A 24,730-nucleotide genomic window follows, 5' to 3' on the forward strand; every position below is an offset into this window, starting at 1 on the left:
GTTTTCATGCGCACTTTTCGCGATTATGTGCAGCTTGCGGAAGCTAAAGGAATTAAGATTGGGGATATTGTCCGGCAGGAGCAGGCGGAAACGTCCGAAACACCTAAAGATGAGTTGCAGAAACGCATGCGTGATAACTTAAATATTATGCGCGCCTCAGTTGAATCGGGATTGAATGAAGAACGGAGATCCTTATCAGGGCTGGTGGGAGGCGATGCAGCCAAGGTCCAAGCGCATTGGAAGAGCGGAAAAAGTCTTGCCGGAAATCGAATCAGCGGAGCAATGGCACGCGCTTTAGCGGTTGCTGAAGTTAACGCAAGTATGGGGAAAATTGTAGCTGCTCCAACAGCTGGATCATGTGGAGTCTTGCCGGGGGTGCTTTTTACAGTGCAGGAAGCTCTTGGCTGCGCAGAGGAGGATTTGGTCACTGCACTCTTCACAGCTGCAGGAATCGGAATGGTTATTGCCGATCGTGCGAATGTTTCGGGTGCAGAAGGAGGATGCCAGGCAGAAATTGGTTCAGCAGCGGGGATGGCAGCCGCTGCGGCAGTGGAACTTTCCGGCGGAACGCCAAGCCAATCCAGCCACGCTGCAGCTATTGCCCTAAAATCTTTCTTAGGTTTAGTCTGCGATCCTGTAGCTGGGCTTGTGGAAGTTCCCTGCGTTAAACGAAATGCAATGGCTGCCAGCATGGCTTTATCTGCAGCAGATATGGCCCTTGCCGGAGTGGAGAGCCGAATTCCGCTCGATGAAGTCATTGACGCTATGAACGAAATTGGCAAGCAAATGCCGTGCAGTCTTAGGGAAACAGCTCAAGGAGGTTTAGCGACAACGCCGACCGGACGAAGAATTAAGGCTGATTTTTTATGATGTCTAATCAAGAAAAACTGGTATTGCAAAATTTGCGCAAAGCCGTAACGGCAGAAACAAAGCAAGGCTGCAGTGATACCGGAGTCGTTGGAGGTTTCCATTTCTTTTTGGCTGGAATTTTACGGCGATTAGAACAATTGACACCCAATCAGGATTGGCAGATTATCAGGTCTATTTCTCAGGATTATGAAGGCTGGAGCCCTATCCAGCGGCGACAAGCCTTAATTTATCTGCAAAAATTTCTGGATGAAGCGGATTCATCAGCAATTAATGATAAACCAATTCCGGTTAAACTTTCCCTAAATCAACCGAAGCAAGAGCTTAAACCTATTCCTAAAACGCAGGACAGACAGGACGCAGGGAAGGAAAGCTCCTCAAAGCCTTTAAATTCATTGAAATCTGTCCCCAACGTTTCGTCCCGTGAGAAGACTCCTGCGGTCAAGCCGGCTTCAGAACTCAAAGATCGACCTCTCCAATATCTTAAAGGGGTTGGACCGGAACGAGCAAAACAGCTTGAACATTTAGGAATACTGACAGTTAAAGATCTGCTTTTATATTTCCCGCGTCGTTATGAGAACCGACGTTTATTGAAAATCGGAGAACTTAAAGACGGGGAACAGGCGACAGTCAGCGGCAAGGTGGTTGCAGGACAAGTTACAACCGGGCGGATGAAGGTCGTCAAACTATCCATTGAGCAAGAAGGCCGACTTGTCTATGCGGTTTGGTTTAATCAAACCTTTATACTTAAGCAATATCCTGTGGGGACTCCGGTCATTGTTACAGGTAAAGTGCGCTGGCAAAAGAGGGTTCCTGAAATTCAAGCAACGGACATTGTCAAAATGGGCACGAGCAAGATTCCTGAGATTATGCCGGTTTATTCCGAAACGGCACGTCTTTCTTCAAAAGTTATTCGCAATATAATAACCAGCGTTGTTCATCAAATTCCCAATTATTTTCCGGAAATTTTTCCCGACGCAGAGTCGAAAAGAGGGTTGGAACGTCCGCAGGCCTATCGTGAAATACATTTTCCGACCTCTTTTGAACGCTTAGCGAAGGCCCGTGAACGTCTTGTTTTTGAAGAAGTTCTGTTTTTGCAATTGGCTGTTGCATGCTTACGCCAAGGAGTTCAACGGGACGACAGTCCTGTCTTATCTGGAGGAAAAGCTCTGATTGAACAATTTATGCAAAATCTTCCGTTTGAATTAACTTCAGCACAAGAACGAGTTCTGCGTGAAATCTTTCTGGATATGGAAAGCTCAAAGGGAATGGCCCGCCTTATCCAAGGTGATGTTGGGTCCGGAAAAACCGCAGTGGCAATGGCGGCTCTTCTTAAAGCTGTCGGTTCAGGTTATCAGGGTGCAATGATGGCACCTACGGAAATATTAGCGCTTCAGCATTTTCACACCTTAAGTGAGGCCTTTAATCCACTCGGTATTCATGTCGTTTGTTTGCTCGGAAGTCAATCCCGCAGTGAACGGGAAAGAGTACTTCGAGATATTTCTGAGGGCACAGCCCAGATCATCCTTGGGACCCATGCGATCATTCAGGAGAGCGTCCAGTTTAAAGCTTTAGGTTTAGCCGTAACGGATGAGCAGCATCGCTTTGGTGTGAAACAGCGGACGCTGCTCCAAACGAAAGGACAAAATCCGCATGTTCTGGTGATGACAGCAACGCCGATCCCAAGAACGCTGGCGTTAACTCTTTATGGAGATCTTCAGTTTTCTGTACTGGATGAAATGCCGAAAGGCCGCAAACCCGTAATTACTCGAAAACTCTCGGAACGAGGCAGGGCAAGCGCAGAAAATTTTATGGAGGAGCAGATTGGGAAAGGACGCCAGATTTATGTTGTCTGTCCTTTGGTTGAAGAGTCTGAACATATGGACTTTATCTCTGCTACTGAAAAGTATGAAGCGCTTTGCCGGCGGTTTCCGCACCGCAGGATCACCTTATTGCATGGTCGAATGAAAGGCTCCGAAAAGGAAGAGGTTATGCGAGGTTTCCAATCGGGAGAAATAGATATCCTTGTTTCGACAACGGTCATTGAGGTTGGTGTGAATGTCCCGAATGCATCGGTTATGGTTATAGAGAATGCCGAACGGTTTGGTTTAGCCCAGCTCCATCAGCTCCGCGGCCGCGTAGGAAGGGGAAGTGAACAGTCGTTTTGCATTCTTATGTCGTCGGCTAAAGATAGCCGGAGATTAGAGATTCTTTGTGAAACTGAAGATGGATTTAAAATCGCTGAAGAGGATTTAAAGCTAAGAGGTGCCGGTGAAATTCTCGGCACAAGGCAGCATGGGGTTATGGAATTAAGATTGGCAGATCTTTCTCGAGACGGTCAAATCGTAGAGCAGGCCTATCGAATGGCACAAAAAGTGTTGGTTCATCCGCAAGACTATCCGAAATTAATGCAAGAGGTAGAAAAATATTATGATTTGGAAAGAGTGGGCTTGCATTAAGAGCTTTTTTGGAACATTTTTGTGATCTTGGATTTTTAAAATTAATTTCGCTATAATTGCCTGGTATTTTAAGATGCCTAAAGAAAAACAATAGAAGCAAACAAAAGAGTAATAAAGAAAAAACAGCGATGAGGTCTGTTACATTAAAATAAGAGGAGGGCTTTATTTATGGCAGATCAAAAAAATCCGGCAATCCCCTTAAGTGCGGAACTCGAGAAATTTAAATATGAAGTTGCTCAAGAAATTGGGATTGCGAATCGCAAGCATAAGAAATTCCCGAATACCTAATGTATAAGGGGAAAAAGAGCGGGAAATTTCCCCGCTATTTTTGTATTAAATGTAGAATAATTAAAAATTATCAATGTAAAGTTCAAAGTGGCTAAAGAATTGAAGTTTCTAGAGCTAATGAACTTATAGTTTATAAAATTTCCTTACTGAAGGTACATCTGATATTCTTCACGCGAAATTCCAGGATGCAAACATATTCCAAGCGCACCCGCAATAATTCGAGCAGCGCTTTGGATTAAAGTATCAATTTCTTTTGGAGCTACCATGAGATTACCGCTATAAGGCGACAGGGCCTGGCTCAAAATGTTTTCAAGGGATTTGGGATTAAACTCCTTGTATAGCCGGAATAAACTAGGGCTTGTTTTGAGCTCATCCATAAACGATTCCAGGCAATTATGGGCGATAATCGCCGCATTAACAACGGTTGGCAAACCGATCGCTAATACCTTGCAGCCCAGTGTTTCTTCATTTATTCCCACGCGTTTATTACCAACTCCGGAGCCTGGAGAGATTCCTGTATTGGCCAGTTGAATACTTGTCCCGATTCGATCAAGTGAACCTGCGGCCAAAGCATCAATAGCAATGACCCAATCTGGTTTAACATGCTCGACAATACCGCGAATAATCTCGGCCGTTTCTATTCCGGTAATTCCGAGAACTCCTGGTGCAATGGCACTTACTTTGCGCAATTTTCCTTTTAATTCATCCGGTGAAAATTGAAAAAGATGACGTGTAACGAGGCTTTTTTCAATGACCTGAGGTCCAAGCGCATCTGGTGTGGCATTCCAATTTCCAAGTCCAACGAGAAGGACACTTGAATCCTCTTTTAGATTTAATAATTTTACGAGTTCCTTAGCCAATGTTTCAGTAATGTCCTGGTGAACGAGATAATTATTTTCGCGAATTTCAGGCGCATCAATCGTAATATAAGATCCTTTAGGTCTGCCCATTTCCTGAACACCCTGTTCGGTTTCGATGTCAATGGTAGTTACCGTAGCATGCTCCAGTTCGTCTTTGATCATCCGAACTCCTGGAACTTCATTACCGGACTCGCCGCGAAGAATCTCGTGAGCTTCTACGGCCATATCGATCTGAACATTAAATTCGCGGATTAAATCTGACTTTTTCATACAGATTTGACCTCCTGTCAGTTCAGATAAAGAATCAAGTTTTGCGCAGGTGCAAGCCTTAATTGCACTTATAAAAAATCACCGAAAAATAGTATGGGCAAATTGAAAAGAAATATACGAAAAATTTGGTAAGAAGCTCACAGGCTGTGGTATACTTATAATACCTGAGTCTATATCTATAATTTTTCGACATAAAGCAATTAGGAGTACATATATGAGAATTATTGCCGGGGAAATGCGGGGGCGCAGAATTAAAGCGGTATCCGGAATGGATACTCGTCCTACGGCGGATAAAGTTAAAGGGGCAATTTTTAATGTCCTTCGAGAAAAGGTTGTCGATGCTAAAGTTCTTGATCTCTTTGCGGGTACAGGAAATTTAGCAATTGAGGCTCTTTCCCGGGGAGCTCGAGAAGTTATTTTAGTTGAAAAAGCCTATTCTGCCCGAAAGGTGATCCAAGAGAATCTAGAGAATATCGGACAGGAACAAGTGCAGCTTTTAGGAATGGATGCCTTTGAATATCTTAAGCAGTATTCTGATCAACTTTTTGATTTAATTTTTTTGGATCCACCCTACCGACGCGGGTTAGTCGATAAAGCCTTAAGCTTACTCAGCCAGCCCTGTTGGCTGACCCGATCCGGTGTTATTGTTGCCGAAACGGCTTCTGATGAAAGCCTTCGGGTTCTTGAACCATTCGAAATACGCAAAACGAGTGAATATGGAGATACTAGGATCTGGTATATCCAGAGATGTGTTGAATAGGAGTGGATAGTTTTGGAAAACGACGTTTTTGAGATTTTAGAAGAATTAGAGGAGATTGTTGACAGAGGAACAAAAATTCCTATGACCGGTAAGGTATTAGTTGATGATACCCAAATCTTTGAGTTGATTGACCGAATGAGATCTGCTTTGCCCGAAGAGATTCGAAGCGCACAAAGAGTTCTTTATGAACGTCAAAAAATTTTAGATGAGGCAAAAGCTGAGGCGGATCATATTTTAGAACGGGGTAAATCTTATATTGAAAAACTAGCCGGCGAAAATGAAGTCGCCAAACAAGCTCAGAGTTATGCTGAGGATCTTGCACGTCAAGCCCAAAATTATGCGAAAGAGGTTAAACTGGGAGCTGTTCAATATAGCGATGAACTGTTGCAACAAGTTGAGCAAAATGTTGTAGAGACTTTACAGGCCCTTCGGCATAACCGTGAAGAACTTCGAGCGATGGCAAAACGCGATCAACGTGAAAAAAAGACGGAAGCGACGGAATAAGGAGGGCCCTATCGGGTACCTCTTTTATTTTTTTATCTTTGGGGCTGGAATCGAAACCAAAGGATTATTCCTAAAAAAAGCATCATAAATCCGCAGAACACCCAAACACTATACCGCCACGTGAGAAGCGAAGCAGTAATTGATGAGGACATCATATGACTAAGACCAGGAATTGAAGCGGCGGCAGGAAGGTTTATAAAATGAAGCAAGAATTGGCTCAGAATAGGGGCCAAAAGAGTTTGCAATACACGACCTATGAAAAAAGCGGAGAAACGACAATCCGTGCCGCTGGTAAAACTGGCGACCTGAGCAAATACAGAAAGTCCTCCCCAGCCCATAACCGCGCTCAGAACAGCGATTTGAATATGGAGATCTAAGAAAGTTTGAATGCTCGTACGACACCCCAGGGTTGTTTCAAACAGTGCGTTAAGCAAGGATGTCGTCATTTGAAGCGTAAGCAAACCCCTTGTTAGGGAATTTAAAATATAGGCCAATAGTGAAGTAATCCCTGATATATTCAATATATTGATCAGAACGGAGAAAAAGGTAATAAATCCACCGATAAGCAGAACGGTATTTACGCTTTGTCTTACAGCATCGCCTAATAATTGTCCAAAGGGACGGCCATCTTCATTCTGTGCTCTGCTGAGTTCTTGCCAAGCTCTTTGAAAAGAAAAAGAGTAGTTTGAACCTCCTTCCGTTGCTTGATACCGATAGAAGCGAAAGACAATACCGACAATAAGGTTTGATAGATAGACTGAACCGGCCAAAACAATACCGAGTTCAGGTTTCCCAAGCATTCCCGATGCGACCGCACCAAACATGAATCCCGGACTAGGGTTGCTGGTAAAAGCTAAGAGCCGTTCTCCTTCGACTTGAGATAATTGATTTTGCTGTCTTAGCTTAGTAGTGAGAACTGCACCAATGGGAATTCCTGACGTATACCCCATTGCTACAACGAAGGATGCTTTGCCGGGAAGATGAAAAACCGGGCGCATTAAAGGTTCAAGAAGAACGCCCAGAAAATGAACGAAACCTGCTCCCATCAGGAGCTCGGAGAGAATAAAAAACGGGAGCAAAGCGGGCAGGACATATTTCCACCAAAGTGCTAATCCAGTTGCAGCTGAACTAACGACGTCCTGAGGATATAGAAACATTCCCAGTGCAAGAAGAAAAAAAGGGAGGACACGTATTGCAATTGCCATAGTTCACCCGCCTTTCGTCATACATAATTTATATGGAAGATTATAAAACGCTAGAAGTGAGATTTGAGTAAAAGGGAGGCACTCAGGTGAGTAAGAAAGGGTTGATCTTAGGAGCCGGAGGAGCTAGGGGGTTTGCCCATCTCGGTTTTCTTCAGGTACTGGAAAAAGAAGGGCTTGAAATGGATTTGATTGTAGGTTGCAGCATCGGAGCGATATTTGGGGCACTTTATGCAGCGGGAATCGATCTTTATCGTTTGGAAAAACTCCTAACCTATCCAGGTTTTAGCCGAAGGTTATTTGATATTTCCGTAGCTCGGGGGGGCTTTATTAAAGGAGATAAATTGCTTGAGGCGATGCGGCTTTTAACGAAGGATCTTCAGTTCGAAGATCTAAAAATCCCTTTAGCGATCGTAGCAACCGATATCGAAACGGGTGAAGCGGTTGTTTTTCGTGAGGGAAATGTCGCCCAGGCTGTAAGAGCAAGCATTTCGATTCCGGGAGTGTTTCAGCCGTTCCGTTATCAAGGGAGGCTTTTAGTTGACGGGGCCGTCAAAAATCGTTTGCCGATACATGTTGCACAAAAAATGGGGGCAGATAAAATTCTAGCCGTTGATGTCAAAAAAGCGCTTTCAACGAAATTAAACACAGCTGTGGATGTTTTGTTTCAGTCTATGGAAATATTAGAAGAAGAGGTTTTTCGGTCGGTCTGCACGGGAGCTGACTTATTAATACAACCTGAGGTTGGACATATCGGAAGCTTACAATTTGATGCAGCGGCAGAAGCCATTGATTTAGGCCGTCAGTCTGCAGTTGCAAAGACAGCCGAAATTCGGCGACTTTTTGCGTAAAGACTTGAAAATGGAGATTATTGTGATAAACTAGTAATGTTTTGAGCTTTTTATGGGTGCGGAAGAGTACATAAGCTTATTATTTATTTTTCTGTTGAAGGAAAAATAAATAAAGCAAATTGAAAAAGAAGTATAGGAGAAAAGAAATCTTAGGAGGTATAAACGTGAACATTCTAGTTATTAACTGTGGAAGTTCGTCTCTGAAGTACCAGCTTCTGGACATGGAAACCAAAAATCCTGTGGCTAAAGGTCTCGTTGAACGGATCGGCATGGTTGGATCTGTGCTGACGCATCGCCCGGCAAATGGAGAAAAAGAAATCATTACTGCTGAAATTCCGAATCATGATGTTGCTATTCAAATGGTATTAGACGCTTTAGTAAACTCTGAATACGGAGTTGTTAAAGATCTTTCAGAAATCGGAGCTGTTGGCCATCGTGTCGTTCATGGCGGAGAAAAATTCGCTTCTTCCGTACTTGTTACAGATGAAGTTGTTAAAGGTATTGAAGATTGCATTGAACTTGCTCCTCTTCATAATCCTCCGAATGTTGCCGGAATTAAAGCTTGCCAAAAGTTAATGCCCGGAGTTCCTGAAGTGGTCGTATTTGACACAGCGTTCCATCAGACAATGCCTGCGCATGCTTACCTTTACGGAATTCCTTATGAACTTTACGAAAAATATAAAATCAGAAAATACGGTTTCCATGGAACTTCGCATAAATATGTCAGCCAACGTGCTGCGGCCATGCTGAATCGTCCTATTGAAGATTTAAAACTGATCAGCTGCCATCTGGGAAATGGTTCTTCAATTGCTGCAATTAAAGGCGGAGAATCCATTGAAACATCAATGGGCTTCACTCCTTTAGAGGGCTTAACCATGGGAACTCGCTGCGGCGATTTAGACCCATCGATTGTTTCCTTCATCATGCGGAAGGAAAATCTCACGACGGATGGCGTTGACAATTTCATGAATAAACAGTGCGGTGTTCTTGGATTATCCGGCGTCAGCAGTGATTTCCGTGATATTGAAGGTGCTGCAGACGAAGGCAATAAGAGAGCTCAATTAGCACTTGATGTTTTCGCTCATGACGTTAAAAAATATATCGGTTCCTATGCTGCTGTTTTAGACGGCGCTGATGCGATTATCTTTACAGCAGGATTAGGTGAAAATTCAGCAAGCATGCGTGAAAACATTGTTAAAGGACTGAGTTATCTCGGCGCTGAAATCGATCCTGAAAAGAATAAAGTTCGCGGCGAAGAAATCGATATAGCTACAGCAGATTCTAACTGCCGCGTACTCGTGATTCCGACGAATGAAGAATTGATGATCGCTATGGAAACGTATGACATCGTAAATCAGGGTTAAGGAGTTTTCCTTGACAAAGAAAAATGTGCCAACTATAATAATGGTTGTGTATTGGAGTGATCAGAGTGAAAGTTAATGTCGCTCAAGTTCGCCGTAATGAGAATGGAACAGCTCACTTCGATTTAGAAGAGGACTTTTCCGCTTTTGAATCGCAGCTTGAAGGGGTGTCTTTTGCAGCTCCTGTACGCGTTCACCTACAGGTGTCCAACCTAGGGAAATCCTTAATGGTTTTAGGGCAAATTCAAACGAAATTCAAAGTCATGTGCGGCCGCTGTTTAGAAGACTTCATTTATCCTGTTAATTTAAACTTTGAGGATGAATGGGTATTTAGCGGTCAAGCTGCTGAAGAGCGGGATGAAATTGCTTTCGTCTTTGAAAAAGATGAAGTGGAGATCAGTGAACGGATTTTCGAACAGATTGTGTTGGCTCTACCGATGAGGTTTATCTGTTCTCCTGAGTGTCAGGGCCTTTGCCCTGTCTGCGGGGTTAATCGAAATCACATCGCTTGCGGATGTAACACTGAACAGATTGATCCGCGTTTGGCAGCATTGGCTCAGTGGTCAAAGAGAGATTGATTCATTAGGAGTTTAAAGGGGGTGTAATTAATGGGTGTCGGTCAACATCGCCAATCCAAATCAAGAGTACGTAAGCGTCGGGCTATGTGGAAGTTAACTGCACCAAACCACATCGAATGCCCCCAATGCCATAAACCGAAATTAGCACATCATGTTTGCCCTAACTGCGGTTACTACAAGGGAAAAGAAGTTATCTCCATGGGAGAATAAATTCTGTATGAAAGAGTCCTTTATGAGGACTCTTTTTTATTTTGCTTTCGATCTGAAACAAAATAGGGTTTGTATTTTTATATCTGTTTCGACAGGTTCTTAAGTTGAAAAGCAGGTACAGGTACGTTATAATTAGTACCAGGTCATAAAATTATAGAAACGGTGATAACATGACTCGTCATCATAGACAAGAGAGGCATCAAGCTCTTTGCGAAGAAATTGAAAAAAATCCGTTTTTAACCGATGAAGAACTGGCTAAGCATTTTGGAGTGAGCGTATCTACAATACGGCTCGATCGAACAAATCTTGGAATTCCTGAACTTCGGGAACGTACTCGGGTTGTCGCCCATGAAGCGTATGATACCCTAAAATCTCTTGGAGAACAGGAAATAATCGGTCTTCTTACGGAACTCAATGTTGGAGACTCGGGCCGCTCTCAGTTGTTGATTGAGGATACGATGGTTCTTAGCAAGGCTAAAGTAGCCCGAGGGCACCACTTGTTTGCTCAAGCAAATTCTTTAGCAATTGCCTTGGTTGATGCCGAGATAGCGGTTACAGGAAGTGTTGATCTCAAATTCCTTCGCCCGGCCCATTTTGGTGAAACGGTCATAGCCGAGGGAAAAGTTGTAAAGCGTAAGAAAAATAAATATTGGGTGGATATTACGGCCCATGTCAACCAGGAGAAAGTTTTAATCGGACACTGGGTGGTTTTTGCCTTTGATACAGAGATTACCTTATAGTTTGGAGGGGAAATGGATGAGAATTGCGATTGACGCAATGGGAGGAGATTATGCACCTGATGAAATTGTTAAAGGTGCTTTGCAGGCGGCGCAAACCTATCAGGATACAGAAATTATCTTAGTTGGTCAGCCCGAGCGAATCACAGAAATACTGGGTGGCTCTGAGCAGCCGAAAAATATATCAATGCAACCGGCAAGTGAGATCGTCAGCATGGAGGAGCATCCTGCCAACGCTGTACGGAAGAAAAAAGATTCGTCGATTGTTGTTGCAACTCAAATGGTGAAAAAAGGAGATGCTGATGCAGTCGTAAGTGCAGGAAGTACGGGTGCGCAAATGGCGGCAGCCTTGCTGGGATTGGGCCGAATTAAAGGGATCGAACGTCCTGCCATTGTAACGGTGATGCCGACTTTAGAGGGGGGCAAACTTATCCTCGATGTTGGGGCAAATCCAGATGCCAAACCCGAACATTTAGTTCAATATGCAATGATGGGAAGTATCTATGCGGAGAAGATCTTAGGACTGAAAAATCCGCGAGTTGCTTTGCTGAATATTGGCAGTGAAGAAACCAAGGGTAATGAATTGGCGCAAAAAACCTACCCTCTTTTAAAACAAATTCCAATCCATTTTACCGGAAATATCGAAGGGCGCGATATTCCTTTTGGGCGGGCCGATGTTATTGTTTGTGAAGGATTTGTCGGCAATGTTCTGCTTAAAACATCAGAAGGGCTGGCAGGAGCTTTATTTCAATTGATTAAGGAGAAGATCACATCGACAACCGCCCGTAAATTAGGAGCGCTTGTGATTAAGCCCGGCTTGAAGGAAATCGCTCAAATGATGGATTATGCAGAATATGGCGGAGCGCCTTTACTCGGCGTTAATGGAATCAGTGTGATTTGCCATGGAAGCTCGAAACAAAAGGCGATTTTTAACGCGGTTAGAGTCGCAAGAGAATGCGTCGAGAGTCAATTTATTGAAGAAATCCGCAGAGAATTGCCTCGTTTCCAAATAGTCCAGAACTAAATGCGAGAATAATCCGTAATGAAAGAGGGAGCAAAAATGTTACACCATGTAGGAATTGTTGGAACGGGTTCATATGTGCCTGAAAAGGTTTTAACCAATGCCGATTTGGAGAAGATTGTAGATACAAATAATGAGTGGATTGTCAGCCGGACGGGAATTAAGGAACGACATATTGCCGAGCCTGAGACACCTGTATCCGAACTCTGCCGCAAGGCTGCGCAAAAAGCCTTAGAAGACGCAAACGTAGCTCCCGAGGAAGTGGAGCTTATTATCGTTTGTACGGTTACGCCGGATTACGCTTTCCCGGCAACAGCAGGTTTAGTTGCGGATATGATTGGAGCAAAACATGCTGCAGGATTTGATCTCTCGGCAGGATGTTCCGGCTTTCTTTACGGGATGACAACAGCGGCACAGTTTATTGCAACCGGAGTTTATAAAACGGCGTTGGTCATTGGCGCAGAAACTTTAAGCAAATTGATCAATTGGGAAGATCGGTCGACCTGCGTTCTATTCGGGGATGGTGCTGGAGCGGCGGTTCTCCAGCCTGTTGAAGAAGGATATGGTTTCTTAGGTTACGACTTAGGCGCAGATGGCTCCGGCGGTCACCTTTTAACTTGCTTAGGAGGAGGTTCTAAAAATCCGGCAAGTCTTGAAACGGTTCAGAATAAATTGCACACCATCCGCATGGCAGGAAGCGAAGTCTTTAAATTTGCCGTACGGATTATGGGAGAGGCGTCCTTCAAAGCTCTGGACAGAGCGGGATTGAAAAAGGAAGATATCGATTTCTTTGTACCCCACCAAGCAAATGTACGGATTATTGATTCAGCTGTAAAACGGTTAGGGGTTGACCCTGAAAAGGTGATCATAAACCTTGATCGTTATGGCAATACATCCTCTGCATCAATCCCGCTGGCCTTGGATGAAGCGTCTCGAAGCGGAAAGATAAATTACGGAGATAATGTGTTAATGGTCGGCTTTGGAGCGGGATTGACTTGGGGTGCAGCAGTGCTTAAATGGGCTAAACGTAAATAACATAGAATAAATTTTAGGCGAGAATTAGAAAAGGTTGGGAAAGGGTGCGCAACTATGATCAAAAGCAGAATCTGTGATTTACTCAATATTGAATACCCCATTCTTCAAGGGGGGATGGCCTGGGTCGCAACAGGCGAACTGGCAGCAGCAGTATCTGAGGCCGGGGGGCTTGGAATTATTGGTTCAGGTCAAGCTCCTGCAGATTGGGTCAAAAGTGAAATTCAAAAGGTTAAAGCTAGAACATCGAAACCTTTTGGCGTTAATGTTATGCTGATGTCCCCTTTCCTTGAAGACGTAATGCAGGTTATCCTGGATGAAAGAGTACCGGTCATTACAACAGGTGCGGGGAACCCTGGGAAATATGTGCCGGCTTTAAAAGAAATCGGAACTAAGGTTATTCCTGTTGTTGCTTCAGTTGCTCTGGCCAAACGCCTGGAAAGAGCAGGTGTAGATGCGCTGATTGCCGAGGGAATGGAATCGGGCGGGCATATTGGTGAAACGAGTACATTTCCTCTTGTACCCCAAGTCGTTGATGCGGTCGATATTCCAGTCATCGCCGCAGGTGGAATTGTGGATGGGAGAGGATTCTTAGCAGCACTTTCCCTTGGTGCCGAAGGGGTTCAAATGGGAACCCGCTTTATGTGTGCTGAGGAATGTGTGATTTCCCCCAAAGTGAAGGCCGTCATTCTTAAGGCAAAGGATCGCGATACCGCAATAACAGGAAGATCAACAGGACATCCTGTTCGGTGTATCGATAATCGGTTTACTCGCGAATTTGCTCAAATGGAGAAGGATGGAGTTCCTGTAGCCGAGCTTGAAAAGCTGGGGGCGGGAAGGCTTCGTATGGCCATGGTCGAAGGAGATATTGAGAACGGTTCCGTGATGTCCGGACAAGTGGCAGGCGCTGTTACACGGATCGAACCGGCAGCTGCGATTGTTCAGGATGTTATGGAAGGGGCAAAACGAGAGATCCAAAAATTGAATGAACGTTTTACGTTTTAAGAAGGAGATTGAAGATGGGAAAACTGGCATTTCTTTTTCCAGGTCAAGGTTCCCAAGCAGTAGGAATGGGTCAGGAACTTTTTGCCCTTCCTGAAGGAAAAGAGGTTCTTGCAAAAGGCCGCAGTGTATTAGGAGATGAATGGTCTCGAGTCATGTTTGAGGGTCCGGAAGAGGAATTGCGTCAAACCAAAAATACTCAACCCGCATTACTCATGGTTAGTGCGGCAGCTTGGAAGGCCGTTCAAAACGCAGGAATTCAATCGGACTATGTAGCAGGACACAGCTTGGGAGAATATTCAGCCCACCTCGCAGCGGGGAGTTTAACTCTTGGCGAAGCGCTTAAGGTGGTTCGGTATCGCGGAGAATTGATGCAGGCCGCAATGTCCCCCGGAAAAGGCAGCATGGCGGCAATCCTCGGGCTGGATGCTTCCAAAGTGGGAGAAGCATGTCGAGAGGCTTGTGATAATTCAGAATGGGTAGGACCAGCTAATTATAATTCTCCTGGACAAATTGTCATTTCCGGAGAAACTTCTGCAGTACAGAGGGCAGCAGAGAAGGCAAAGGCGTTAGGAGCCAAAAGAGCAATCATGCTGGCAGTCAGCGGTGCTTTTCATTCACCTTATATGGAAATTGTCGGAGAAAAACTCAAACCTGTATTGGAAAGCGTCTCATGGAAAACTCCCAATTGCCCTGTTATAGCCAATATCGATGCACGCGAAATTCAAGATGCGGACTTAATTCCAGGAAGCCTTGTTAAACAAGTCAGCGCTCCCGTACTTTGGGAACAATCGATTCGTTACCTGCAGGAGCAAGGTGTAGATACCTTTATTGAGCTGGGTTCCGGCAAAGTCTTAACCGGGTTGGTTAAAAAAATTGTACCTGGGGCAACCCTTCTTAATGTTGAGAATAGCGAGAGTTTAGAAAAGTCACTTGCATATTTAAAGGAGAGTCGATAAAATGTTTCTGAAAAACAGAGTGGCAGTTGTGACAGGTGCAGGGCGTGGAATTGGTCGAGCGATAGCTCTGGAGCTCGCACGTGCTGGAGCTCAAGTCGTTGTCAACTTTGCAGGTCATGCCGATCAGGCAGAAAAGACAGTAAACATGATTCGCGATTTGGGAGGAGAAGCGATAGCCGCCCAAGCGGATGTCAGCCAGGCCGAAGATGTGGAGCGCTTGATTAAAACAGCGGTAGATACCTTTGGAAAAGTGGATATCCTCGTGAATAATGCTGGAATAGCCCGGGATAATTTGCTTTTGCGGATGAAAGAGACAGAATGGGATGCAGTGCTTAATACGAATCTTAAGGGCGTATTCCTCTGCAGCAAAGCAGTAAGCAAGGGAATGATGAAGCAACGTTCTGGCGCAATCGTTAATATTTCGTCTGTAGTAGGTGTTACGGGTAATGCCGGGCAGGCCAATTATGCGGCGGCAAAGGCTGGAATAATTGGCTTTAGCAAGTCTATGGCTAAGGAGCTCGCCCCGCGTGGAATCCGTGTCAATGTTGTCGCTCCAGGGTATATTTCTACGGATATGACGGAAAGCTTATCTGAGGAAGTAAAGCTGCAGATTCAGCAAGGAATACCTCTTGGCCGTGTCGGATCGCCGGAAGAAATTGCTCAAGCTGTTTTATTCTTAGTGTCACCGGCTTCGTCCTATATTACAGGGCAAGTTCTTTCGGTTAACGGCGGAATGGCAATGTAAAGTTCTGATTTTTGCTTTCAGAAGGAAGCAAGAATCCGTTATAAGATATCGGGAGTAGAGTCAGGTTCTCTGGAGAACAGGATTCTGTGAGAGGAGGTGAACAGGCAACATGGGTGTTTTTGAAAAGGTAAAATCCATCGTCGTGGATCAACTTGGGGTGGATGAGGAAGAAATTTCTCTCGAGACCTCCTTCACAGAGTTAAATGCGGATTCTTTGGATATTGTAGAACTTATTATGGCTCTTGAAGAAGAATTTGATCTGGATATTCCTGACGAGGATGCAGAAAAAATTCGTACTGTAGGTGATGCAGTAAACTACATTAAGGAAAACCAATAAGTCATAGTGCAGAGAAGGTCCCGTAGTGCGCTGCGGGACCTTTCTTCCCTATGATGAATGGAGTAAGTTCGGCAGGTTTCTTAAAGAGATTATCCCTGATTAGAAAAGGGTTTGAATATATTCAACTCAAGAAATGAATTGTGGCTTAATTTGAAGTTTGATGGGAGGATAAACGGTGAAAATACCTGAACTCCATATTGCCAATTTAGTAGCGAAGGTTCCTGTGATACAGGGAGGTATGGCTGTTCGTATTTCCATGGCGCCTTTAGCGTCTGCAGTCGCAGAAGAAGGCGGAATCGGTTTAATTGCCGGCAGCGGGATGTCCGTGGAGGAATTACGGCAGGAAATCCGTGAAGCGCGCAGACGGACAAAGGGAATTATCGGGGTAAACATTATGTTTGCCGTGCGCGAATTTGCACAGCTGGTCAAAGCAGCCTTCGATGAGAAAATTGATCTATTAGTCTCCGGTGCCGGCTTTTCGCGGGATATGTTTGGCTGGGGTAAAGAAGCTGGGATTCCGGTTGTACCTATTGTTTCAACGGCAAAACTAGCCCGGATTTCAGAGAAACTCGGGGCTTCGGCAGTCATTGTTGAGGGTACCGAGGCGGGAGGCCATTTAGGGACAGATCGATCCATGCGTGAGATATTACCGGAAGTTGTTGATGCTGTTAAAATCCCAGTCATCGGAGCCGGCGGTGTCATGAATGGGCAAGATGTTGTTGAAGTACTGCGGCTTGGGGCTAGCGGAGTCCAGATGGGCACTCGTTTTGCTCTCAGTGAAGAGTCCAGTGCCGCTCCGGCGTGGAAAGAACATCTTCTTAACGCACGTGAAGAAGATATGGTGATCATTCACAGTCCAGTCGGGTTGCCTGGGCGCGCCATCAAAAATCCTTTTACTGCCGAGCTTTTAGGAGAAGGGGATGTTCGGCCGAAAAAATGTGACCATTGCTTAAAGGAGTGCCTGGCGAATTTCTGTATTATGGATCGCTTAAAAAAGGCTCAGCAGGGGAATGTTGAGGAAGGCCTGATTTTTTCAGGGGCTAAATATACAAAAGCCCAAAAAGTATTATCGGTACGCCAAATTTTCGAAAATATTAAGACAGAGATAATCAATGCCCAATAAACCAAGGCAAGGAGGATGGATGATTTGCAACATCGTGCAGTAATTACGGGTATGGGAGTAATCTCCCCCGTTGGAAATTCGCTTGAGGATTTTTGGAAGAGTTTAATTAATGGGGAATCGGGTATTGATTTTCTCACTCGCTTTGATGTCAGCGATATGCCCACAAAAGTCGCGGGCGAAGTGAAGAATTTTGAACCCACGGAATGGCTCGATAAAAAAGAGAGCCGTCATATGGATCGTTTTGCTCAGTTTGCTGTTGCGGCGGGGAAAATGGCCATCAAAGATTCCGAGCTTGATTTGGAATCGATCAATAAAGAACGTGCAGGTGCTGTTATCGGGTGTGGAATTGGCGGAGTAACGACTTTTGAAGAACAAAAGGAAGTTTTAATGAAAAAAGGTCCGGGAAGAGTAAGCCCTTTCTTTGTTCCCATGTTGATCAGCAATATGGCTGCAGGCCATCTTTCCATTGAATTTGGTCTTCGAGGCCCAAGTATGACTATTGTTACGGCCTGTGCCTCGGCAACAAATGCAATCGGTGAGGCACTGCGTCTCGTTCAGACCGGAGAGGTAGACCTTGTGTTGGCAGGGGGAACGGAATCGCCGCTGACTCCATTGGCTTTTGCTGGTTTTTGCTCAATGAAAGCGATGTCGGCTGAAAAAGAAAATGCAAAAGAGGCCTGCCGTCCCTTTGATGTCCGTAGAACAGGGTTTGTAATGGGTGAAGGGGCTGGAATTCTGGTCATTGAATCTTTGGAGCATGCTCAAGCACGCAAGGCTAAGATCTATGCTGAACTTGTAGGTTATGGAAGTACTTCCGATGCTTATCATATTACAACTCCAGTACCGGGCGGGGCAGGCGCGGCCCAAGCGATGAACAAAGCTTTAGAAAGTGCCGGGCTTCAACCTCAGGATGTTGATTATATCAATGCACACGGAACGGGTACAGGAGCTAATGATTCGACTGAAACAGCAGCTGTTAAAGCGCTCTTTGGAGAATATGCCAAAAAAGTCCCGATTAGCTCTACAAAATCCATGACAGGTCATCTCATGGGTGCAGCAGGTGCGGTTGAAGCTATCGCTTGTGCTTTGACAATCCAAAACGGAGTCATTCCGCCTACAATAAATTATGGAGAACTTGATCCGGATTGTGACTTAGATTATGTACCCAATCAGGCAAGAAGGCAGAATGTTGATGTAGCTATATCGAATACCTTTGGGTTCGGAGGTCATAATGCGACGATCGTCCTCAAGAAATACTTAGAGGAGTAAGAGACAGTGATGCAACAAACTAAAAATAAGATAAAGAATAATTCCGGTGATGGCAAAGGCCCTCGCCGGAGGTTTCATCCAGCTCCGGCGAAGAAAAAAGCAATGGGTTTGCAGCTTGCAAAACGACTGGAGCTGAATCCTCTTCCTAATCGATTATTTACGACAGCGCTGACCCATCCCTCCTTTCTCTTTGAAAATCCGCAATCAGGAGTGGAAAATAATCAGCGGCTTGAGTTCTTAGGCGATGCAATTTTGGATTTTGTTGTGGCAGAGTATCTCTATCTGAACTATCCGGAACGGCCGGAAGGTGAACTTACGAAGATGAGGGCGGCAGTAGTCAATGAAGCAACGTTAGCCCGTATCGCAACGAAAATCGAGCTGGGTCAGGAACTTCTTCTCGGAAAGGGAGAGCAAGTCTCCGGAGGGAGAGAACGTCCTTCTATTCTTGCGGATGCTTTCGAATCCATTATCGGGGCTGTTTATCTTCAGTATGGTCTTCAAGAGGCACGGCGTGTCATCCTGGAACTTTTAACACCGGAAATTGCCGAGGTAGCTGAAGGAAATTACGGAGATTATAAGACGACCCTTCAAGAAAGGGCGCAGCGAGAAGACGCCGAGGTCAGCTATCAAATTTTGGCGGAAGAAGGCCCCGATCATAATAAACGTTTTACAGCAGGCGTTTTTCTACAAGGTGTATTAAAAGGGCAAGGAGTAGGCCGGACCAAAAAGGAAGCGGAACAACGGGCTGCTCAGCGCGTTCTGGAGGAATTAGGAGGGGAGAACCATGGCTAAGGCCGTTGACCTCCCCGTTTTTTTGAAATCGATTTCGATCCAAGGGTTTAAGTCCTTCGCAGATAAAGTGAAACTCGAACTTGGACAGGGGTTAAGTGTCGTCGTTGGACCGAATGGCAGTGGAAAAAGCAATGTGGCAGATGCCGTGCGTTGGGTTCTCGGCGAACAAAGCGCGAAGAATCTGCGCGGAGGAAAAATGGAGGATGTTATCTTCGCAGGAAGTACAGTGAGACGTCCTGTGGGGATGGCTGAAGTATCCTTGACCTTTGACAATTCCACCGGGATTTTTCCCCTTGATTTTCAGGAAGTGACCATTACCCGTCGTGTCTATAGGGACGGGGAAGGGCAATTTTTCATTAACCGAGCACCTTGTCGCTTAAAGGATATCCATGAATTATTCATGGATACCGGTGCCGGAAAAGAGGGCTTTTCGATTATCGGCCAAGGCCGGGTAGAGGAAATATTGAACCTCAAGTCTGAAGAGCGCAGGACATTGATCGAAGAAGCCTCGGGTATCACAAAATATCGAATGCGCAAACGCGAAGCATTGAAACGCTTGGATGAAACGGAGCATAACCTTGAACGCTTAGAGGATATTATTCATGAAATTGAGGGACAGTTAACGCCTTTGGCAGAGCAAGCTAAAGTAGCCGAAGAGTCGCTTGCATTGACAAGGGAAGAGGAAAAGCTGGAAATACAAATCGTTGTCTATGATTTATTTGATGTTCGTGAAAAGCTTAATCTGTCAGATGCTGAAGCAGAGAAATTACGGCTGGAATTAGCATCTGCGATCAGTGAATTAGGACAGGCGGAGAGCCAGACCGTTGAGGATAAGGTAGGCTTAAATCAACTGGAAGAAAAGCTTCAAGGCCAGCAGGGAGAGAATTATAGAATCGATCAAGCCCTGAATCAAATTACGCAGGAGCTTCGAATCCGCCAGGAACGAAAAGGTTATCTTGCGGAACAAATGACGCGTGTCAAGAAAGAGGCACAGGGAAGCGAAGATAAGAAACGTGAAACTGGAGAACGTCTGACTGCGTGGAAAGGAAAAAAAGCTGTACTGGAGCAAACCGTTGCCGAAGCAAATCAGACTGTACAAAAAGATGAGCTGAAACTCGCAGAAGCGAAATACCAAAGCGGATTGGCAGAGATTGACGAACTTAGAGCCAAGGCCGCAAAGCTGCAGGCCGAGCAAAGTGAAGTAACCCAGGAATATCAAAAGGCGGAACATTCTCTGGAGGATTTTCTGAGAAGAAGTCAGCAAACTTCTGAAGCACGGAAGAACAAAGAAACGGAAAAGGCTGATTTAGAGAAACAACTCAATGGACATATCCGGGGAATCCAAGGACTCGAGCAAGAAGAACTGGAAAACCGACAAGAAATCGAGAAAATTCAAGATGTTCTGAAAAGCGTTTTCGAGCAGGGTCAAATCGGGCAGGGCAAACTCCGAGAATTAAATAGAGAGCTGGAAAAGCTTCAAGCACGCCGGCATGCTTTAAAAGGATTGCAGGATTCTTTGGAAGGCTATCAAAAGGGCGTTCGCGAGCTGATGCAGGCCCAAAAGAGAAATGTTCAGCCCTGCGCAGGCTTATGCGGAACCGTTGCTGATTTAATCACTGTTAACCAGCGATATGAGGTGGCTATTGAAACCGCTCTTGGAGCAGGACTTCAAAACATTGTGGCGGAAACGGAAAAAGAAGCAAAAGCTGCGGTTCAATATTTAAAAATGCATCAGTTAGGGCGGGCTACTTTTCTTCCCTTGGATGTTATCCGCGGCGGTCGCGCTGCGGTGACTCGAGAAATCAGCAATGATCCGGGTTTTGTCGGAATTGCGGTTGATTTAGTTGAGTTCAATGAGAAATATCAGCCGGCACTCGAATCTGTGCTGGGGAGAATTTTGATTGTTCAAGATATGGACTCTGCAACGCGGATTGCACGAGCCTCGGGCTATCGCGCGCGGATTGTGACCTTAGAAGGAGATCAGGTGCATCCTGGCGGTTCGTTGACCGGGGGCAGCCAGCAGCGTCGCGGCGCGAATTTATTGGGACGCTCTCGTGAACTTCAAGAATTGAGTCAAGAAATTGAAACGAAGCTCATTCAATTTAAGGAACAAGAGCGCGCCGTTTTAGAATTAAATCAACGCCAACTGGATTTGGAAGAAAAACGCAAGGCCAATGCGGCTAAAGGTCAGCAATTGAAAGAACAGATTGCTGTAGGGCGGACAAATGAACAACATTTACGTGAACAATCAAACCGCTTAAATCGAGAGCTGGCTATTTTGCAGGCACAGGAAGAATCTTACCAAGGTGAGGCAAAAACGTGGGCTGAAGACAAGCAGAAATTAGAGCAAGAACTTGTTTACCTTACGGAAAAGGCGGAAAAGGCGAGCGTTGATTTAACTCTTCAGGAACAAAAGGCCAGAGAGGCTAATCAAGAGGCTGAAATCATTCAGGAACGATTGACTCAGGCTAAGGTTCAACTGGCGAAGTGGGAGCAGGAACTTCAACAGGCTGGAGAGCGCCTTGAACACGAGCGCGAAGTCCTTTTAGAGTTAACTGAAGCTTTGAAACGAAAGCAGGAAGAACTTTTGGAACTGGAAGAAACGCTCCAAGCTTTAATTGAAGAACAGAGTGAACTTGAACAACGGCAAACCGAGACACTGGAACTTCAACGGAAGAGTCAAGAAGCACTGTTCCAGGTGCGAAAAGAAAGGGAAGAGTTATCCCTTCGATTGATTGAAAAGGAAAAGGCAGTTCAAAAGAAACGGCAGGAGCAGCAAAACGCAGAACAAAAACTTCACGCTTTGGAGCTTCGAACTGCGCGTCTGGACACCGAATGGGAAACAGGATTAAACCGCCTGCAGGAAGAATTCGCTTTAACTTGGGAAGCTGCTCAAGACTATCGCCCTGAACAAGAACGAAGCTTTTTATGGACTCGAATCCAAGAAATTAAGAATCAGCTTGAGGAGCTTGGTCCAGTTAACCAAGCAGCTATTGAAGAATACCCTAAAATGTTGAACCGTGATGAATTTTTGACTGCCCAAAAGCGTGATTTAGTCGAAGCCAATGATTCCTTGCATGCTTTAATTGGTGAACTGGATAAAACAATGGCCGAACGCTTTGACATAGGGTTTAAGGCTGTAAACGAAGCTTTTAAGACTGTATTCACAGAGCTATTCAACGGGGGTAATGCGGAACTTCGTTTAGATGATCCGAATAACCTTCTTGAGACCGGGGTCGAGATCATTGCTCAGCCACCCGGTAAAAAACCTCAGCTGCTCTCCCTGTTATCAGGCGGGGAACGTGCACTGACAGCGATTGCTTTACTATTTGCCCTTTTGCGCGTGAAACCAAGTCCGTTCTGTATTCTTGATGAAATTGAGGCTTCCTTGGATGATGCTAACGTCAGTCGTTTTGCACAATACATCCATCGCCTCGCACATTTTACTCAATTTTTAGTCATTTCCCACAGAAAAGGAACAATGGAAGAAGCAGATGTTCTTTATGGCATTGCGATGGAGGAGTCCGGGGTATCCAAGCTCTTATCCGTGCAATTAGAGGAAGACGATTCGCAAACCGCTTAATAGTTAAATCTAACCCCTTAGGTTTATTTTGGTCTTAAGATCCAAGAACCTAAGGGGTTTTGTCTAATTATGGATATAATCGGTGGCGGTTGCCATTGTTTCGTTTGAGCGCTTGTCCGAATTATGATACAATATCGATAAAGGTGTACCTACATAAGGAGGCAATCCATTTGGCTGGTTTCTTTGCAAAATTGAAAGAAGGATTGACGAAAACTCGAGATCAGTTCGTTGGTAAGGTAGAAGAACTGTTAACGGGCCGCAGGAAAATTGATGAAGAACTCTATGAGGAATTGGAAGAGATTTTAATTCGTTCGGATGTAGGGGTGACAACCTCGCTTCAGCTGGTACAGCGCTTACGCCAGGAAGTAAAGAAGAGGAAGCTTTCTGAAGCACAGGAACTCAGGGAAGTTTTAAAAGAGGAGATTGCGGATCTTTTGGGAGATGAAGTTTCCCTTCAATTTGCAGAAAAGGGTCCGACTATTCTTCTGGTTGTCGGAGTCAATGGCGTAGGGAAAACGACAACGATTGGCAAGCTTGCTCATTATTTTGAAGACGAAGGGAAAAAAGTTATTCTTGCTGCAGGTGATACCTTCCGCGCGGCAGCTATCGATCAACTTGAAGTGTGGGGGCAGCGCGCAGGCGTTGAAGTCATTAAACAGCGTGAAGGTGCAGACCCTGCTGCAGTAGCTTATGACGCGATTCAATATGCAAAAACACGTGGAATTGACCTTGTGATCATGGATACAGCAGGCCGACTCCATAACAAAGTAAATTTAATGGAAGAACTCCGTAAGGTAAAGCGGGTTATCGAACGTGAAATTCCGGGTGCTCCGCATGAAGTTTTACTTGTATTGGATGCGACAACCGGACAAAATGCACTGCAGCAAGCTAAACTTTTCCAAGAAGTTGCGGGTGTAACGGGAATTGTATTAACGAAATTGGATGGAACGGCCAAAGGCGGAGTTGTGCTTGGAATTCAAGGTGAAGTGAAGATCCCGGTAAAGTGGGTGGGAGTCGGAGAAGGAATGGAGGATTTGCGTCCTTTTGTTCCTCAGGATTTTGCGAGCGCGCTTTTTAGCCAAACGGAGGAAGAAAAGCCGCCTGAAGAGGGGGAACAAGGTTGAACCGTTTGGCATTGATTGGTGGAACCGGGTTAGAAAATCTGACTCTCAAAAACTATTATCCAGAAGTTGTGGAGACACCGTATGGAAAAGTACAGGTCGATCTTGGAATATTAGGTGAAAGCCGGGAATCCATAGTATTTATGAGCCGGCATGGCAAAACACATGCGACGCCGCCTCATTTGGTCAATTATCGGGCAAATATTTGGGCGTTGAAGAAGCTTGGGGTTACGAAGATCTTAGCGACAGCGGCAGTGGGTTCTTTATCAACGCGCTATAAACTGGGTGACCTGGTATTGGTTGATCAATTTCTTGATTTTACAAAAAGCCGCCCTCAAACCTTTTATGAAGGGGGCGATTCCGGGGTGCTTCATGTTGATATGACAGAACCGTATTGTCATTCAGTCCAGAAAGATATTTATCAAGCGGCTGAAAACATTGGAGTAGCAATTAGAGATGGAGCAACATATGTTTGTACAGAAGGTCCGCGGTTTGAAACTCCGGCAGAAATCAAAATGTACCAGATGCTGGGGGGAGAACTGGTTGGAATGACAAGTGTTCCTGAAGTTGTACTCGCCAAGGAATTAGGAATGTGTTACGCAACGATTGCCATGGTTACGAATGAGGCGGCAGGAATTGCAGACCATCCGTTGACACATGCTGAGGTGCTTGAAAGTATGAAAATGATGGGTAAAACAGTCGCCCGCTTGGTTGAAGAGACCTTCCTTACCATTCGACCTGATCAAGATTGCCGATGCAGGTTAGCGAATGATGAAGCGGGTAAGTTTTAGAAAGGCGG

The 24,730-nt window shown here is 45.1% G+C and carries 24 protein-coding genes; 22 read left to right on the plus strand and 2 right to left on the minus strand.

Annotated features, from left to right (window positions below; all coding sequences use genetic code 11):
* Positions 1 to 6 precede the first annotated feature (6 nt).
* The 3 genes from sdaAA to ACHOLT_RS08390 all read left to right on the plus strand — a co-directional run bounded on the left by sdaAA (position 7) and on the right by ACHOLT_RS08390 (position 3,614).
* On the plus strand, positions 7 to 870 hold the full coding sequence (gene sdaAA / locus ACHOLT_RS08380) for an L-serine ammonia-lyase, iron-sulfur-dependent, subunit alpha (RefSeq protein ID WP_425807213.1): 864 nt from the start codon (positions 7 to 9) through the stop codon (positions 868 to 870).
* Positions 867 to 3,326, plus strand: coding sequence for an ATP-dependent DNA helicase RecG (gene recG, locus ACHOLT_RS08385; protein ID WP_425807214.1), 2,460 nt, complete (start codon positions 867 to 869; stop codon positions 3,324 to 3,326). Before sdaAA ends, recG begins: the two co-directional genes overlap by 4 nt.
* 168 nt (positions 3,327 to 3,494) lie before the next feature.
* A complete protein-coding gene (locus ACHOLT_RS08390; RefSeq protein WP_425807215.1) occupies positions 3,495 to 3,614 on the plus strand; it encodes a small, acid-soluble spore protein, alpha/beta type in 120 nt (39 codons plus the stop codon).
* A 143-nt stretch (positions 3,615 to 3,757) separates the two neighbouring features.
* On the opposite strand, the gene gpr is transcribed toward ACHOLT_RS08390, so the two are convergent.
* On the minus strand, positions 3,758 to 4,744 hold the full coding sequence (gene gpr / locus ACHOLT_RS08395) for a GPR endopeptidase (protein WP_425807217.1): 987 nt from the start codon (positions 4,742 to 4,744) through the stop codon (positions 3,758 to 3,760).
* Between the two features lie 214 nt (positions 4,745 to 4,958).
* Between gpr and rsmD the strand changes: the two genes are divergently transcribed.
* Together rsmD and ACHOLT_RS08405 are read left to right on the plus strand one after the other, a co-directional pair.
* Complete coding sequence (gene rsmD / locus ACHOLT_RS08400; protein ID WP_425807218.1) at positions 4,959 to 5,504, plus strand: 16S rRNA (guanine(966)-N(2))-methyltransferase RsmD; 546 nt, start codon at positions 4,959 to 4,961, stop codon at positions 5,502 to 5,504.
* 12 nt (positions 5,505 to 5,516) lie between these two features.
* Entirely contained in the window at positions 5,517 to 6,008 is a 492-nt protein-coding gene (locus ACHOLT_RS08405; RefSeq protein WP_425807219.1) for an ATPase, read from the plus strand.
* 32 nt (positions 6,009 to 6,040) lie between these two features.
* On the opposite strand, the gene ylbJ is transcribed toward ACHOLT_RS08405, so the two are convergent.
* The gene (ylbJ, locus tag ACHOLT_RS08410; RefSeq protein ID WP_425807220.1) at positions 6,041 to 7,213 is read right to left on the minus strand and encodes a sporulation integral membrane protein YlbJ; all 1,173 of its coding nucleotides are present in this window, start codon (positions 7,211 to 7,213) and stop codon (positions 6,041 to 6,043) included.
* 86 nt (positions 7,214 to 7,299) lie between these two features.
* Here ylbJ and ACHOLT_RS08415 point away from each other — a divergent pair, with 86 nt between their 5' ends.
* From ACHOLT_RS08415 to mtnP, 17 genes are all read left to right on the plus strand, one after another.
* Entirely contained in the window at positions 7,300 to 8,061 is a 762-nt protein-coding gene (locus ACHOLT_RS08415) for a patatin-like phospholipase family protein (RefSeq protein WP_425807222.1), read from the plus strand.
* A 164-nt stretch (positions 8,062 to 8,225) separates the two neighbouring features.
* Positions 8,226 to 9,425 (plus strand): acetate kinase, encoded by a 1,200-nt coding sequence (locus ACHOLT_RS08420; RefSeq protein ID WP_425807224.1) that lies wholly within the window; start codon positions 8,226 to 8,228, stop codon positions 9,423 to 9,425.
* 65 nt (positions 9,426 to 9,490) lie between these two features.
* Positions 9,491 to 10,000, plus strand: coding sequence for a YceD family protein (locus tag ACHOLT_RS08425; RefSeq protein ID WP_425807225.1), 510 nt, complete (start codon positions 9,491 to 9,493; stop codon positions 9,998 to 10,000).
* 30 nt (positions 10,001 to 10,030) lie between these two features.
* Positions 10,031 to 10,210, plus strand: coding sequence for a 50S ribosomal protein L32 (gene rpmF, locus ACHOLT_RS08430; protein WP_425807226.1), 180 nt, complete (start codon positions 10,031 to 10,033; stop codon positions 10,208 to 10,210).
* 170 nt (positions 10,211 to 10,380) lie between these two features.
* Complete coding sequence (gene fapR / locus ACHOLT_RS08435; RefSeq protein WP_425807227.1) at positions 10,381 to 10,950, plus strand: transcription factor FapR; 570 nt, start codon at positions 10,381 to 10,383, stop codon at positions 10,948 to 10,950.
* 16 nt (positions 10,951 to 10,966) lie between these two features.
* Positions 10,967 to 11,971 carry a phosphate acyltransferase PlsX gene (gene plsX, locus ACHOLT_RS08440; RefSeq protein WP_425807228.1) on the plus strand — a complete coding sequence of 335 codons (1,005 nt, stop codon included), beginning with the start codon at positions 10,967 to 10,969 and terminating at the stop codon, positions 11,969 to 11,971.
* Positions 11,972 to 12,007: 36 nt separating this feature from the next.
* Positions 12,008 to 13,003 carry a beta-ketoacyl-ACP synthase III gene (locus ACHOLT_RS08445; RefSeq protein ID WP_425807230.1) on the plus strand — a complete coding sequence of 332 codons (996 nt, stop codon included), beginning with the start codon at positions 12,008 to 12,010 and terminating at the stop codon, positions 13,001 to 13,003.
* Between the two features lie 54 nt (positions 13,004 to 13,057).
* Positions 13,058 to 14,005, plus strand: a complete 948-nt coding sequence (gene fabK / locus ACHOLT_RS08450) for an enoyl-[acyl-carrier-protein] reductase FabK (RefSeq protein WP_425807231.1) — start codon at positions 13,058 to 13,060, stop codon at positions 14,003 to 14,005.
* A 14-nt stretch (positions 14,006 to 14,019) separates the two neighbouring features.
* A complete protein-coding gene (gene fabD, locus ACHOLT_RS08455) occupies positions 14,020 to 14,961 on the plus strand; it encodes an ACP S-malonyltransferase (protein ID WP_425807232.1) in 942 nt (313 codons plus the stop codon).
* Position 14,962: 1 nt separating this feature from the next.
* Positions 14,963 to 15,706: a 3-oxoacyl-[acyl-carrier-protein] reductase gene (gene fabG, locus ACHOLT_RS08460; RefSeq protein ID WP_425807233.1), complete on the plus strand. Its 744-nt coding sequence runs from the start codon at positions 14,963 to 14,965 to the stop codon at positions 15,704 to 15,706.
* Between the two features lie 109 nt (positions 15,707 to 15,815).
* The gene (gene acpP / locus ACHOLT_RS08465; RefSeq protein ID WP_425807235.1) at positions 15,816 to 16,043 is read left to right on the plus strand and encodes an acyl carrier protein; all 228 of its coding nucleotides are present in this window, start codon (positions 15,816 to 15,818) and stop codon (positions 16,041 to 16,043) included.
* Between the two features lie 175 nt (positions 16,044 to 16,218).
* A complete protein-coding gene (locus ACHOLT_RS08470; RefSeq protein ID WP_425807236.1) occupies positions 16,219 to 17,166 on the plus strand; it encodes an NAD(P)H-dependent flavin oxidoreductase in 948 nt (315 codons plus the stop codon).
* A gap of 15 nt (positions 17,167 to 17,181) precedes the next feature.
* Complete coding sequence (gene fabF / locus ACHOLT_RS08475) at positions 17,182 to 18,435, plus strand: beta-ketoacyl-ACP synthase II (protein ID WP_425807239.1); 1,254 nt, start codon at positions 17,182 to 17,184, stop codon at positions 18,433 to 18,435.
* A gap of 9 nt (positions 18,436 to 18,444) precedes the next feature.
* On the plus strand, positions 18,445 to 19,227 hold the full coding sequence (rnc, locus tag ACHOLT_RS08480) for a ribonuclease III (RefSeq protein WP_425807955.1): 783 nt from the start codon (positions 18,445 to 18,447) through the stop codon (positions 19,225 to 19,227).
* Entirely contained in the window at positions 19,220 to 22,810 is a 3,591-nt protein-coding gene (gene smc, locus ACHOLT_RS08485; RefSeq protein ID WP_425807240.1) for a chromosome segregation protein SMC, read from the plus strand. The genes rnc and smc overlap by 8 nt, the downstream gene beginning before the upstream one ends.
* 170 nt (positions 22,811 to 22,980) lie before the next feature.
* Entirely contained in the window at positions 22,981 to 23,934 is a 954-nt protein-coding gene (gene ftsY / locus ACHOLT_RS08490) for a signal recognition particle-docking protein FtsY (protein WP_425807241.1), read from the plus strand.
* Positions 23,935 to 23,945: 11 nt separating this feature from the next.
* On the plus strand, positions 23,946 to 24,722 hold the full coding sequence (gene mtnP, locus ACHOLT_RS08495) for an S-methyl-5'-thioadenosine phosphorylase (protein ID WP_425807957.1): 777 nt from the start codon (positions 23,946 to 23,948) through the stop codon (positions 24,720 to 24,722).
* Positions 24,723 to 24,730 lie beyond the last annotated feature (8 nt).

The sequence above is a fragment of the Desulfitobacterium nosdiversum genome, assembly GCF_049860565.1.
Classification (GTDB): domain Bacteria; phylum Bacillota; class Desulfitobacteriia; order Desulfitobacteriales; family Desulfitobacteriaceae; genus Desulfitobacterium_A; species Desulfitobacterium_A nosdiversum.